The sequence below is a fragment of the Flavobacterium flavigenum genome, from assembly GCF_027111255.2.
In the GTDB taxonomy this organism is placed as follows: domain Bacteria; phylum Bacteroidota; class Bacteroidia; order Flavobacteriales; family Flavobacteriaceae; genus Flavobacterium; species Flavobacterium flavigenum.
The window spans coordinates 5024719-5040124 of the sequence record NZ_CP114285.2; the positions used below are offsets into that span (position 1 = coordinate 5024719).

Sequence of the window (15406 nt, forward strand, 5' to 3'; positions counted from 1 at the left end):
TCTTTTGATGCAGATTTTTTATTTTGTAAAGATTTAAGAATTTAAATAATTCACGGTAATGTCCAAGGGAATATTAAAGTTATTTGATGCCGAAAGTGGAATCATTTCTCAAGAGTCTATAATAGAAATGAGGAGATAACTTAACAAAAAAGGCTGTCCGAGAGGACAACCTTTAATGACTAATTAAAAATAAAAATGTACCTTAAAGTTATTACTTTCCTGATTGGCTTTCAGGGTTCATAATAACTTCGACGCTACTAGAACTATCCAAAACGTGCTTACTAAACTGCTGAATAGTTTTTGGGTTAATTTTAGAAATTAAACTCTTGTATTCTTCATCTGTTGAAAACGGAATCTGATTTAATGTGCTGTTATAGATTGCTGTATTCCAGAAAGAATTGGATTTAAGTGATTCTTCTCTGTTTTTTAACAAAGCTTTTTTAATGTCTTCTAAATCATTTGCATTTACTGGATCTGTTTTTAAACCGTTTATTTCTTTCCAGACAATCTGCATTAATTTCTCTTGCTTATCAGGATTACAGTCAAAAGTCAGCGCTAGGCTGAAAGTTGGCTTTGGAATTAATTCCAGGTTTCCGCCCACATTTACGCCGTAACTTCCGCCTTCTTCTTCTCTGATTGTTTGAAGGAAACGTTTTGAAAGTAGTTCTCCAATAATATACATCGTCATGGCATTTTCTTTACTGTACTCTGTTTTATCTGTGATATTTAAGTATACAGTACTTTTTGCCACTTCCATTGGGCGTTTAAAATGCACTATGGTTTTGCCTTTTTTCGGTTCAATATTATGATCGATAAAAGTTTCTTTTAAAGCTGGATTTGATTTTAAGTTTCCAATATATTTCTGAATTAGATCTAAAGCTTTTTCAGGAATGTTTCCGACGAATACAAAAGTAAAATCAGATGCATTTTTGAATCGATCGCGGTAAATGTTTTCTGCTTTTTTAAGATCAATCGTTTCGAGGAATTTTTCATTGAAAATAAAAGTACGTGGGCTGTGATTTGAATTTGCAAGATCGATTGAATCTTTAAAAGCGCTTCCATTATCTTTTTTAATGGTTTCTAAACGATTTTTATATTGTTCTTTTAGAATATTAAAGATATTGGGTTCAAAACGAGGCGCTTCAAAAGAAAGATAAAGCAATTGCAGCAGGGTCTCGAAATCGGCTTTATTAGAACTTCCTTGGAATCCTTGTGTGTTCTCGCCAATAAATGGGGCAGACTGTGCCACTTTACCGGTAAGTTTTTCTTTTAAACCAATATTATCAAAATTTCCCAAACCTGACGATCTTGCAATTGTTGTAGCGATTTCAGCAGAAGCTAAATCTTCTGTTTTAATTAATGATTTACCGCCCTTTGCAAATGCAGAAAACACAATCTGATCCTGTGAATGCGTGGTTGGTAAAACAATTACATTGGCTCCATTCTCCAAAGTATATCCTTTTGCATCAGCGATTCCTGTAACTTCAAATGTCTTTTTGACCGGAGCAGGTTTTAATTCTTTGTCTATTAAAGGGGCATTGTTTTCTTTTTTAGTATAAGGTTCTAAAGTCATACTTTCAACCTTTTTCATTACCTTGACAACAGCATCCTTATTTGGAAAATCATTTTTATCCTGATCAGAACCTGTCACTAAAACCACCTGATTTGTTGGTTTTTGAATAGTTTTAGCATATGCATTCAATTCCTCCAAAGAGATACTTTTTATAATACCAACAATTAATTTGTAATCATCTTCAGGGGAAAGGAATGGTTTTGCTTTTAAGAAATAATTGGTCAAATTATCTGCCCAGCTGTCGTTGTCGACTTTATCTTTATTACTTAGAAAATCATCATAAGAGCTTATAAAAATCTTTTTTGTTCGGTCTAATTCGGCTTGTGCGGCACCAAAACGTTTTAGGCGTTCAGCTTCCGTATAGGCTTCTTCAAATGCCTGGATTGTTTTTCCTTTTTTGGCTAAAGCCGAAATGTTAAACGAAGTATTTAATCTCGAAATCGGTTCAAAATAAGTTTTGAAATTTAATGCCGAACCTTGATTTTTTAAAATTAATTCTCGAAAACGATTATTTAAAATACTCGTGTAAAAAGAGTTCAGTACATTTTTGCGCGTTACAATACTGTCTTTTACCAAAGGTTCATCTAAAACATATTGAAGTGTAATTGATGTTGAGGACGCTTCTTTGTCAGATGCCGTTCCAAAATACAAATCATCATGTTTCGGAATTTCGGAATACGTTCTCGCAGCCACTTTTTTAGCTAAAGGAATACCAGAAAATATTGCTTTTAGTTTTTGCTCCATTACCTTCACATCAATATCTCCCACAATAATTACAGCTTGTAAATCCGGACGATACCATTTTTTGTAGTAATTGCGAAGTTCTGCATATTTGAAATTATTGATGATGTTTAAATCACCAATAACATCTCTTTTACTGTATTTCGAACCTTTGTATAAAACAGGATCAGTCTGCATTTTTAAACGAAAATCACTTGTTCTTCTCGTTCTCCATTCTTCTCTGATAACGCCTCTTTCAGCATCAATTTCTTCATTGGTTAAAGAAAGAGAACCAGACCAGTCGTGTAAAACCCAAAGAGTAGAGTCAATTAGTTTTTCGTTGGCAACAGGAACCGTGCTGATATTGTAAACCGTTTCATCGTGAGCGGTGTAGGCATTGATGTCTTTACCAAAAGTAACGCCATTTTTTTCCAGCATTTTAATGATTCCTTTTCCTTTAAAATGCCCTGTTCCGTTAAAGGCCATGTGTTCCAGAAAATGCGCCAATCCGTTTTGATTGTCATCTTCTAGAATAGCACCAACATTTTGAACAAAATAGAAACTTGCTCTGTCTTTTGGCTCTTCGTTATGCAGAATATAATACGTCAATCCGTTTTTTAATTTTCCGGTCGTTACGTTTTTATCCAGCGGAATATTGGTTTTGAACTGAGAAAATGCGCCTTGAAACGACAAGGCGAGAATCCCAATAATGATATTTTTTGTTGTCATTTTCTATTTTTTTACCCAATGGTGGTCATTAAAAAGTCAATTCGTTTTTTTTGATTGGGGGGCAAAAAGTAGAGCAAATATGATTTCCAGTGAACCAATGGCAGGATTTTTATCTTCTGTTTCTTCTTATTAATAAAAAAGCAGCACTTAAAATTATTAAAAGAGGAAATAATCCGATGAAGATAATTTGATTGATAAAAACTTGATTTGAATTTAAAGTGATTTTATTGTCTATACTTTTTGGGCGTGTGGTATCTATTGGGAATTCGTAATTGCTCAGCCAGCTGAAAATATCAGTAAATAATTGAAAGGTCCCTGACTCGCCTCGGTTCAGCTCGGCATTACCCATAAAATCAGCATCACCTGCAACAATTATTTTTTGTTCTTTACCATTGATAATTCTTGTTAAGGCAACAAGAAGAGGAATCTCTGTTAATGAAGGCTGTTTTTTTAATTCCGCAGAAACAGTAGTGATACCGGATTGAGATTCCCAGGCAGGCTGACTGCTGGTTTTTAAAATAGGAATTGCTTTAAAACCTGCATCGGGTTTAATTTTAATGCCGCTGCTTCCTAAAAATGGAATTGGTCTGCTGTTTTTATCAGTGCTTAGTTTGAAATTTTTTGGATCAATATCTTTGGAAAAATGAGTTACTAAATAATCCGGAGCGTTTGCTTCACTTTCCTGAACCAATGCTTTGGGGGTAAAACTTAGACCTAATTTGTCTGTTATTTCAGTTAAAGCAGCATGGGTTTCAGGCTCGGCCAGCAAAATTAAATTTTTTCCCTGATCGATGTATTTTAAGATGCGGTCAATCGCTCCCTTGCTTAATTGTGTTTTTGGATCGGCAATAATTAAAATACTGGTCTGCTCTGGAATATTATGGGCATTAATATCTATCGAGGCAACATCAAATCCCTGATTGATTAGAGAATATCTGAAGCTAATCTCATTGAATCCTGTTTTGTAATTTTTATCTCCATTTTTCTCAATGCTGCGCTGCATATTTCCTGCGGCAAAAATAATTTTAGGAGCAGGAACAATCAAACGCTTTAAGGCTGCTGAAATTTCTTTTTCGCTTGGTGTTTTAAACAAATCGTCATACATTCTTAAATAGGTTTTCTTTCCGTTGTATTCTATTGTTCGGACCACGCGGTTTTGCTCGGGTTTTAAATCGATTATTTTCCTGATCTCTTCAGGGCTATTTAATTTATTCAATTTTAGGTCTTGGGATTCGATCATTTTCTGGGCAAGCTCTTTGTCGTTGAGTCCCGGATTTTGTGCATACAAAGCATCATTGTTTGATGTATCGTAATAATACACATAATCCATCTCAATTTGAGGCAGAAAGCGCGTATACTGCTCAAAACTGGCAATGTCATAATTTTGATAAGCGGGCATGAATGTAAAATAGTTGATATCCAGTAAGTTTACATAAGTGGTAATCTTAATAGGGCCACCCATTTTAGTAACAATATCTAAACTGTTTTGTGTAAGGGTTCGGCTTTTGGTTCGGCTCATATCATAATATAATGTAAGGGCTGCACGTGAACTAATATATCCAAATGCCAAAACAATACTTACTAAAGCAGTATATTTTAAAATTCGCTTGGACAGGCTCTGTGCATCTCTGCCGGTCTGTAGCTTGTAAATGCTCAGTCCAATAAACAGGCTGCTTACCAATATAAAATACAATACATCTTTGCTGATTATAAGACCTTCAAGCATTTCATTGGCACGGCCTGCGATTGAAAGGAAATAGGTAATGTCTTTTACGTATTCAATATCCTGCCATAGTTTACCAACGAAATTTAAGCCCGCCAGAATAACAAGAGTGCTGATTGCGGCCACGACCTGATAAGAAGTTAAACAAGACATAAAAAGACCAATTGCAGCATAGGTGCAGATTAGTAAATACAAACCGATCAGGCCTGAGATTGTATATTTTAAATCCAGATGGTCGATAGAAAAATAGGCAATAATGACCTGCAGGGCTAATATTGCAATAAATAAAGAACAATAAGATGCAATGGCCAGATATTTTCCAAGTACAATATCTTTAATCTTTATTGGAGATGAAAGTAAAAGTTTGATAGAGCCGCTGTTAATTTCACGGCTTACCAATCCCATTGTCAAAAGCGGGACATACAAATACAAATAATTTTGCAGTTCAGTGTACAATCCGTTGAAACCTGAAAATATAGACTGTGTCAGATTACCAAAATCTTCTCCAATTTTTTGTGCTTTTTCAAAACGTTCAATAGAGTTTAAAAATTTCCAGCTGGACTGAATTGAAAATATCACTAAAACCACCCATGCAACCGGGGAATAGAACATGGTATTGAGTTCTGTTTTAGCAATTCGGAATATTGTTCTCATTTGTTTACTTTTAAGATAGACTAGAATTTTTAGAAGGTGCTTTTTTAGATAACTGAGCGAAAATTTCGTCCAGGGAAACTTTCTCGAATTGAATTTCTCTGAGTTTCCAATTGTTATAGACGCTTAGTGCAATAATTTTTTCGGCAATTACCTGTGTTCCAGTAAAGGTGAGCTGTACTTTTTTAGGCGAAAGAAAAACAGCAGCTGTAATTTCAGGGATATTGGTAAGTAATTCAAGAGCCGGCGGATTTTCAAAACTTGCAGTTAATTTATCCGCTTCGATATAATTGTTGAAAGCATCCAGCGTATCGGAGAAAACCATATGTCCGTTCTCAATCATTCTGATGTCCTGGCAGGTTGCCTGAACTTCAGAAAGAATGTGTGATGAGAAAATCACGGCTTTATCTTTAGCTATTTTCTTGATTAAATTTCTCACTTCTAAAATTTGGTTTGGATCCAGCCCGTTTGTAGGCTCATCTAAAACCACCAGTTTTGGCTCATGTATAATGGCTTGCGCAATTCCCACACGCTGGCGGTATCCGCCTGAAAGGTTTCTGATTAAACGGTTGCTGAAATGTGCAATACCACATTTTTCTTTTGCTTTTTCAACAGCATTATGCAAATCTTCTTTTTTGACATGGCGCAATTCTGCACAGTGAATTAAATATTCGTTTACTGTTAAATCCAAATGCAGAGGCGGCGTCTGCGGTAAAAATCCTATTAGTCTCTTGGCTTCAACAGGATTTTCTTTGAGGTTGATTCCGTCAATAAATATATTTCCATGAGTCTGGTTTAAAACCCCGCAGAGAATATTCATGGTAGTTGATTTTCCAGCGCCATTGGACCCCAAAAGACCTAAAATTCTGTTTTCTTTAATTTCAAAACTTATATTTTGTATTGCCCAGTCCTTACTGTATTGATGCGACAAGTCCTCAACTCTTACAATTGTTGTTTCCATAGTGTTGTATAAAATTGCAGGAATGTATTCTATAAAAGTACATTCCTGCGTCATTTTTATTGTTAATATCCTTCGGTTGGATTTAAAAAGGGATTAGAGCGAAGAGCAGGTTCTGGGATTGGATATAAACGGTCGGTAGATTTCCAGATTTTATCCGATAAGACAGAAAGCGTTTCATCCAGTTTTCCTGTTCTTTTAAGATCCAGCCATCGGTGTCCGTTTTCTGCAAAAAGTTCACGCTGTCTTTCCAAAGCAATTAAATCAAGCAATTGCTTAGGATCTGTTAAAGTAGTATTTGCCAGTAAAGCTCTGTTTCTAATTACATTTATATCTTCCTGAGCTCCAGTAATATCATTTGATCGAACTCTGGCTTCGGCTCTTATAAGATACAATTCAGCTAGTCTCAATATGGTTGAGCGCTCTAAAGGAGAATTAGTATAGCTGTTTTTATATTTCCTAGGTGCAATTCCCAGAAACACATTACTGGTATTTTTAATATCAATTGTCCAGTTCGTTTTTCTGGCATCACCTATTTCAAAAAGTGCATTACCTTTTCTAAGTAAGTATGTGCCTCTGGTTGTAAATATGGCAGATCCTTCATAAGTGTAGTTCACATTATAATATGGTATCTGCAGAATCGCTTCCTTATTATCAGCAATAAAGGGACTGTTTGTAGCAGTTAGGCCTTTAACCATACTGTAAGTACCGGTCTGGTTTATAACTTCGGATGCATGTACTGCTGCTTCATTCCATCTGGCCATATAAAGGTTTACTCTGGCCAATAAAGCTTCTGCTGCCCATTTTGTGGCTCTGATTTTTTCATTATCATAATTGCTGTAATCGGCAGGAAGATCTTTTGAAGCATCTGTGAGATCCTTTATAATTTGTTCATATACCTCATTTTGCGCAGTTTGGGGAGCCAGCGCACTAACATCTATGTTCGTTGTTAAAATTAAAGGAACACTGCCCCAAAGATTAGTCAGGTAAAAATGGGAATAGGCTCTTAAGAATTTTGCTTCTGCAGTCCACTGCCTGCTTTTTGCAGCAGTAAGGGTAGTGCTTTTACCAATTCCTTCTATTGCATTATTGGCGTTATAAATTGTTTTATACAATTGCGTCCACATCGTGTTTATTGATCCGTCAGTATCAGGGATTTCATTTGAACTGTACGGATTAGCAATTCCTGTTCTTGGTGTCAGTTCATCTGAGGTTTGTCCAAGGATCGTATGCAGGTAATCATTGTAGGTAGACTCAACCATACTTTGGTAAATACCATTAATGGCAGCTTCTGCTGTTATATCTGAAGCATAGACGGTTTGTGATGATAATTGATTTCTGGGAAGGTCAACATCGAGCGCATCATCACAGCTTGTCAGTGCAATAAAAAGAAAAAAAGAAAATATATAGGTATATTTAGTATAATAATTTTTCATGTTTTTTAGATTTAAAATGTAAACTGTGTTCCAAGAGTGATCGTACGCAAGGGTGGCAATGCGAGCCCCTGCGTTTCCGGATCAAGTCCTTTGTATTTGGTAAAGGTCACCAGGTTTTGTCCCTGAAGTGAAATTCGGATACTCTGCAGTACTTTTTGGGTAGCTGCATCTAAAGGAACTGTATAGGAGGCACTAACATTTTTAAGTTTTATATACGAAGCATCTACCAGTGAAGCATTAGAACTTATATAATCGTAAAAGCTGTTTTGAAAATCTGAACTTATAACATGACCTTGCGCTATATAATCATTGTACTCATCGACCTGAAAATTAGCCGTACTGTATGGATAACCCGGCTGGGCTCCTGTATCTGACATCAAAGTGCTGCCTTTCTGTTTTACAAATTGGAACAAAAAGTCAAGTGTTAGGGATTTATAGCTGATTGTATTTGAGATTCCTCCATAATATTTAGGGTATGTAGGCCCGTAATATTTTCTGTCGCCTTTGCCGGTCTGTGCTAATCCGTCTGATATTTCACCATCTCCGTTTACATCTTCAAATTGAGCTTCTCCATCAGCACCTACACCTGTAAAGGTTTTTAAGTATCTGCTGCTTATAGGGTTTCCAACGATGTATTGAGAATAATAACTGCTAAATTCGATACCGTCAAATCTGGCTAATTTATTAGAATTGGTAGAAAAGTTAAAGTCTGTGGACCAATTTAAGTTTTTGTTTTTGACATTGGTTGTACCCAGGGTAAACTCCCATCCTTTATTTTCTACTTCAGCCGGTAGATTGGCAGTGTAGGATGTAAATCCTGCCTGGGCGCTAAGGGTATAATCGACCAATTGATTATTGGAAGTATTTTTGTAATAGGCTGCACTGAAAGAAATACGGTCTTTAAGGAAATTCAAATCGATTGCGGCTTCAAATTTCTTGGTAAGTCCCCATTTAATGTTCGGGTTTTGAATTCTGGCAGCAGACATTGAAGCATGCCCGTCACCATAATTACGGGTTTCAAAAGTGTCTGCATATTTATAATCCCCAATCTCATCGCTTCCAATCTCTCCATAACTGGCGCGTATTTTACCAAAACTTAGTACAGGGATATCTTTCATGAAATCTTCCTGCGTAAAGACCCATGCCGCTCCTGCAGAGCCAAAATTTCCAAAACGGTTATTTGCACCGAACCTTGATGAGCCGTCCCTTCTGAAGTTGACATTCAAAATGTATTTATTTGAAATATTATAATTTAATCTGCTGAAAAGAGAGATGTATTTATATTCTGAACTGCCGTTATAGGCTTTTATAACCTTTGCAATTGCTGTATTCCCAATCAAATTATCCGCACTGTAATTACTGGAGTTTATATATGAGGGCATTTCAGATTTTCTGTTCTGCCAGGAACCTCCAACAAGTGCAGTCAGGTTTCCTTTCCATAATCCAGTGGTGTAATTCAGCTGTGGTTCTATAGTAAAATTATTGGTTGTATTGGTTGAAACCGAGTATGCTCTTGCATAGTTAGAGTCATCGCCGTTGGCCTGGTCATATACATAATTAGTAGCTGATGCCGGCATCGTTTGTTCGGTCTGCATTTGAGTCCTTCCGAATCCTAAGTCTGTTTTAAAAGAGAATCCTTTTGCAATTTCATATTGCAGATTAAAACTTGTAAGGATGTTGTTTCCCTTATCTTCCACATTTTTGCCTAAGGCTCCAATGGGGCTGATATCATCAGAATTATCAGCAGACCAGTATAAGCTTCCGTCTGGATTGTACAAAGGACGGTTTGGGGCAGTACTCAGAGCATATGTTGTAATATCAAAGAAAGGAAGTTTGTTTTTATCTATGGTATAAATTATCGAAGCCCCTAATTTTAATTTTTTGTCCAGGGTAGTATGGTTGACATTAAAATTGGTTGAGAATTTGTTATAACCGAAATCTCCAGGTAAAACAGTAGTTTCTTTGTGATAAGATGCGCTCAGAAGAAAATTGGTGGTATCGTTGCCGCCTCTTAATGAACCGGAAAAATTAGTAAAATTTGCCGTGCCGCCGATTAACTTCTTCTGCCAGTTGGTTTGGGCATTCGGATCCCAGTCGGTAAGGGCAATACCATTGCTGTCAACATCGGCTGTACCGCCGCTATTGTCAAGGGCAGTCTGCAGCATGTTGAGGTAAGCAGGAGTGCCTAATGTTTTTACCATATGGGCTACCTGAGAAACTCCCGAGTTGGTCGTTACGGTAAACTCTGTTTTTCCGGCTTTTCCTTTTTTTGTCGTAATAAGCACAACGCCATTGGCACCTCTTGAACCATAAATTGCCGTTGCATCGGCATCTTTAAGGATTTCAATGCTTTCGATGTCATTAGGATTTATAATATTAAGCGGGCTTGTTGATTTTTGGGCTCCTCTAATAACATTTTGATTTTGTACCTGCTCTTTAATATCATCTCCAATATAAGGAACACCGTCCAGAATGTAAAGCGGCAGGTTTTTTCCCTCAATAAAGTTTCGCCCGCGAATGCTGATGTTCATGTCACTTCCTGCATAGCCGGAAGTCTGGGTTACAAAAACACCAGGGGTTCTTCCCTGCAGGGTTTGTAAAATATTAGTTACAGGCTGTTTTTCAATATCTTCGGAAGTAATTTTAACTACGGATCCAGTTGAAGACCTTTTGGTTGTTGTACCGTAACCAATAATTACAATTTCATCAAGTTTGGCTAAATCAGGCTGCATCTTAACTGTTAGAGATGTCTGGTTTTCAACGATAATCTCCTGTGTTTTATATCCTAGATAAGATACCTTAAGGGTATGCTTTCCTGGCGGCAGCTCTATGTAAAATTGACCGTCAAAATCAGATAACCCGCTTTTGTTTCCTCCTACAAGTGAGATTGTTACACCGGGAAGCGGCAGCCCGTTTTCATCCAGTACCTTTCCATTGATCATGTAGCTTGCATATAGAGATTTTACTTCTTTTTCTCTTATCAGAATGGTTTTGTTTGCCGTAACTGTTACTTCAAAATTGCCTTTTTTTAGAGTTTCTTCCAGAAGTTTACCAGCGTCTATAGTTCCTTTTTTAAGGCGGACTTTAGGAACCTTTTCAAATAAATCTTCATGGTAAATAAAAGCATATTTTGTTTGTCTTCGAATCAGATCGAAAACCTCGTCAACGGTTGCTGTTTTATCTGCATCAATTATGATTTTATCATTCTGTGAGAATATTTTCCCCGGAGTAAAACTGAAAACTGTTGTGCAGAATAAAAATATAAAAGTTTTCATAATAAACAGTGTAAACGATTTCCTGCAAAGGAAAACATTGTTAGTAAATTTAATTTTCATAAATTTGATTGTTGGTTAGTTGAATTTTTAATTAGGCGACATTATAGGAGGGATAAAGTACATTACTGTGAGAGGTCGTGACTTTATTCCCTTTCTTATTTTATAATAATTCTTCTGTTTTTTATTTCATAGGCATTGATAAATTTGGTTGTTTGTATGGTTGTTAATATTTCTTTTAAATCCTGGTCTTTTCGCAGAACACCATTAAATTTTACGTTTTCTAGTTTAGTGTTTTCAAATGTTACATCGACATTGTACCAGCGCGATAATACTTTCATAATATCTTTTAAAGACATATTATTAAAACTGAAAAGCCCTTCTTTCCATGCAACAGAACTGTAAACATCGGCTGTATATATTTTTATCTGGTTATCAGTAAGATCAAAATCAGACTGCTGTTTAGGAATCAGCAGGTGTTTGCGGCCTGCAATATTTACTGATACTTTTCCCTCTACCAGTGTTGTGTAGATATTATTTTCTCCATTATAAGCTTTAATATTAAACTGCGTGCCCATAACTTCTACGGTTTGTTTTTTTGTAAAAACTTCAAATTTTGAACCCTTGTGCTCGCTGCTTGGGGAAACTTCGAAGTAGGCTTCTCCGTAAACCAATTCTACCTTTCTGACTTCTCCGTCAATAAAGGCAACGGGATATTTTAATTGGGATTCTGAATTAAGCCAGACTTTGGTCTGGTCAGCCAGCTCTATAAAAAACTGCCCGCCTCTTGGAATTGTTAAAAAATTTGATCCGATTTCCTGTGATGCTTCTTTACCCTGAGACTTATATATAATATGCTCCCCGTTACTGCTTAGGTTATTTCTGTTGTAATTGGTTCCTTTTCCTAAAGCTATTCTGGATCCGTCCTCTAAGGTTAATGTTGCTTTGCTGCTTCCAATTTCAATTGGGGTATTAGCCAAAACATTATTTTTAGCCTGATCTGCTTTATTTAAAAACCAATACGAAAGTGAGAGCAGCAGCACAAGTGAACCGGCCGCAGCGTATTTAAGCCAAGATCTGTTTATAGAAATAACAGGGGCAATGACTTTTTTGTTATTGGATTTCTCTACAATAGATTTCCAGGCAGCTTCTTTGTCAATGAGAGAATAGTTTGAAATTTTAGAAACTATTTTCACAAAATCAATATCTTTTGAAAATGGATAATCCTGCTTGAAATATTTTAAACGTGACTTTTCATCATCGCTTAAAATCTTTAATTTCTTTTTAATGATAAGTATCGATAAATTGAAAATATCTTTCATTCTAATGGTGCTTTTCTATAGAACAACCAAGAAGTAAAAAAGTACTACTGAAATTTGATATTTTTTTAATAAAAATTAAATTAATTTTTAAAAGCCCTGTGTTTACTGGTGCTATTGGGTAATTAAAAAGTATAAAAAAGATTCCAAGTCTTTAAACTGATTTCTTAAAATGATATAAGCCTGAGATTTTAAGGTTTTTACAGTCTGTATTTTGATGCCTAAAGTTTCGGCAATTTCAGGGTTTTTCTGGCCAATAAGAATGAGCTTTATAACTTCTTTTTTTCTATCTGGAAGCAATTCGATAGCCTGATGAAGCTGTCTGACTATCTCTTCTTCTAAAACTTGTTCTAAAAATAAACTGTCATCTTGCAAAAATTGTGTATTATTGGCGGCGTACCTATCTTTTACTTTAGTATGTTTAATAAAATTAAAGCATTTATTTCGGGTGGCTTTGTATAAATAAACTTTTAAAGATGTTTCATCTGGAAAGGCCAGGTCTTTTTCCCAGATATCTACAAAAATATCCTGAACCATATCTTCACACTCATCACTAGAGGCTATAAATCTGCAGCTATACGAAACAAGCGCCTCATAATAGGTTTCAAATATTTTTTTTATATCACTTTTAAGAAGTGCCGGTTGAGTGAATTCCAATAGAGAGAGATAACTTGTTTTTGCAAAAATATACAGTTCTGATTACTAATAGCAAAATTACATAATTAATTCATGCAAAATTTAGCTATTAGCTCATTGGAATACGGAATCGGAATTATTTTGACCTAGTCTTGGCTGTTTGTATGCTTTATTGTAAATCTTATCTTGGTTTGTAAGACATCTAATTTATGTTTTAAGCAGATTCAGGTAATCTGCTGCCAACAGCTTTTTTTATGTTACAAATTTCACATTTTCATATCCCATTTTTTGCCCTTTTTAATAATGCAGGCACCTTTGATAACATCTACTTTGTATGCTGATGCAAAATAGTATTCTAAAAAGATTGGCACTTATGTAAAAAATAATCCTCTTAAAGTAAAATATAATCTGTTAATTCCATTTGAAATCGGATTTTAGAATTTAGTGGCGTTTACTTTAAAATTTACAAATCATTTTACCGGTGATTTAATGAAGTCAGTTTATTTATTCTCAAGTAAATTTGTAAGATATTTTTTTGTTAGTAATTTGATTCTATCTACTGTAAGGGCTAAATGTAAAAATCATAAAGAGCATGTCCTTTCTTATAAAAAAAGATTTCTGGTTATTATTTTAGATGTAAAATTTTTAGTATAAAGTAAATTTTTTACAAGTAAATTTTAATTCTGAAGTTCTTATATTAAAATTCATCGATGGGTGATAAATCATAAAGCAGAAATTCAACTGTGTAAAAGAATATAAATTTAAAAGTTTGCAGCAATACATTTATCAAATGATATTCTTTATATAGTTATGAGTAAAATGTCTAAAGATTATATACTTATAAATTTTCACTGAAATAGACTGAAATTAAAAACTGTTTTAGTTTGCTTTTTATACTTAACTTCTTGTACATTTTGTTGTTAAATGGATAATTCTATTTACCATGGAATTTCACCTTTTAAAGGATTGCTTTCTTCGCTGAAGAATTTACCTGTTGGTCCGTTTTTATCAATTAATGCATACTTGATAATGCGTTTTGCTGCGATTTCTAATTCGCCGCCATTATGATTGGTAAAATCGGTTTTTGTGTAGCCGGGGCAGACTGCATTTATTTTAAAAGCGGTATCACGTAATTCGTAAGCTAAATGGACAGTATACATATTCATAGCGGCTTTTGAAGAGCCGTAAACAGCATATTTTGCGTAATCATAAGCAGGCCAGTTAGGGTCGCTTTGCAATGTGAGGGAGCCTACACTTGTACTGACATTTACGATTCTTGGCTCAGTCGATTTTTGCAATAAGTCAATAAAAGCTTTAGTCACTCTCGCTACTCCAAATACATTGGTATCAAAAGCAGCTAAAAATTGATCTGTTCTTGCTTCAAGTGCAGTGAAGGGCATTCCTCCGTTAATACCAGCGTTATTAATGAGGATATCTATGGCTGTTATTTTTTTGCCGATCTCTTTACGTGCAGTTTTTATAGAATTTTCATCTGTAACGTCTAATTGCACAGCTTCTAAATTGCTGAATCCTTGTGCTTTTAATTTATCAACTGCTTGGAGCCCTTTTTTCAAATCACGGCTTGCTATATAAACGTATAAGCCGTTTTCTAATAATTGTTTTGCTGTTTCAAAGCCTATCCCTTTATTTGCCCCTGTAATTAATGCTGATTTCATTTATTGTTTCTTTTAAATTAATAATGCAAAGTTGCATCGTGTAAAAAAGAAATCTTTTACCATTTGGTAAAAAAAAATGCAGTTAACGAATGTTTTTTCTAATTCTGCTTAATGATTGCTGTGTAATACCAAGATATGAGGCTGTAAAACTCAGAGAAACACGATTTAAGACTGACGGATAGTTCTTCATAAATTCCAGATAGCGAGTGGTGGCATCTTGGGAAATTACGGGGCCTTTTCTGGACTTTTGAAAAAGACAATTTTGAAACATCTTATTTTTAATGTTTTCCCAACCCGCTATGGTCTGAGAAATTTCTTCCCAATCCTGTTTTGAAAAAACAATGAGTTTACATTTTGTAGCGGCTTGCAAATATTCAGAAGAAATAGTGTTTGCTTCAAAATTGACATAATCAACTATTATACTATTTTCGCTGATAAAACATCTGGTGATTTCTTCTCCTTTATCATTGTAATAGCAGCCACGAATAACACCTTCTAAAATAAAACCAATCTGCATTGGAATTTTTCCTGCTTCGGAAAAGTAGTCGTCTTTTTCAAGTTGTGTTACAATTGTTTTTTTTTCAATACACTCCAGCTGCTGTTTGCTTAAATTTCCAAACTGTAAAATATATTCAATTAATTCTTTCATAACGGCAAGTTTATAAAAAAATGATTTAATTTCCATTTAAAATTTCGATTGATTTATATCTATG

The 15406-nt window shown here is 35.1% G+C and carries 9 protein-coding genes; all 9 read right to left on the reverse strand.

From position 1 onward, the window contains the following. Nucleotides 1-211: 211 nt before the first annotated feature. Nucleotides 212-3022, reverse strand: a complete 2811-nt coding sequence (locus OZP09_RS20915) for a M16 family metallopeptidase (RefSeq protein WP_269235557.1) — start codon at nt 3020-3022, stop codon at nt 212-214. A 109-nt stretch (nt 3023-3131) separates the two neighbouring features. After that, nucleotides 3132-5399 (reverse strand): Gldg family protein, encoded by a 2268-nt coding sequence (locus OZP09_RS20920; RefSeq protein WP_281309940.1) that lies wholly within the window; start codon nt 5397-5399, stop codon nt 3132-3134. A 10-nt stretch (nt 5400-5409) separates the two neighbouring features. Then, nucleotides 5410-6411 carry an ABC transporter ATP-binding protein gene (locus tag OZP09_RS20925; RefSeq protein ID WP_269235559.1) on the reverse strand — a complete coding sequence of 334 codons (1002 nt, stop codon included), beginning with the start codon at nt 6409-6411 and terminating at the stop codon, nt 5410-5412. Between the two features lie 8 nt (nt 6412-6419). Beyond that, the gene (locus OZP09_RS20930; RefSeq protein WP_281309941.1) at nt 6420-7790 is read right to left on the reverse strand and encodes a RagB/SusD family nutrient uptake outer membrane protein; all 1371 of its coding nucleotides are present in this window, start codon (nt 7788-7790) and stop codon (nt 6420-6422) included. A gap of 11 nt (nt 7791-7801) precedes the next feature. Continuing rightward, on the reverse strand, nt 7802-11065 hold the full coding sequence (locus OZP09_RS20935; RefSeq protein WP_281309942.1) for a SusC/RagA family TonB-linked outer membrane protein: 3264 nt from the start codon (nt 11063-11065) through the stop codon (nt 7802-7804). A 155-nt stretch (nt 11066-11220) separates the two neighbouring features. Then, a complete protein-coding gene (locus tag OZP09_RS20940) occupies nt 11221-12384 on the reverse strand; it encodes a FecR family protein (RefSeq protein ID WP_269235561.1) in 1164 nt (387 codons plus the stop codon). A 111-nt stretch (nt 12385-12495) separates the two neighbouring features. Further along, nucleotides 12496-13038, reverse strand: coding sequence for an RNA polymerase sigma-70 factor (locus tag OZP09_RS20945; protein ID WP_269235562.1), 543 nt, complete (start codon nt 13036-13038; stop codon nt 12496-12498). Between the two features lie 917 nt (nt 13039-13955). Next, nucleotides 13956-14693, reverse strand: a complete 738-nt coding sequence (locus OZP09_RS20950; RefSeq protein WP_281309943.1) for an SDR family oxidoreductase — start codon at nt 14691-14693, stop codon at nt 13956-13958. 82 nt (nt 14694-14775) lie between these two features. Beyond that, nucleotides 14776-15342, reverse strand: coding sequence for a Crp/Fnr family transcriptional regulator (locus OZP09_RS20955; RefSeq protein WP_269235564.1), 567 nt, complete (start codon nt 15340-15342; stop codon nt 14776-14778). Between the last annotated feature and the right edge of the window lie 64 nt (nt 15343-15406).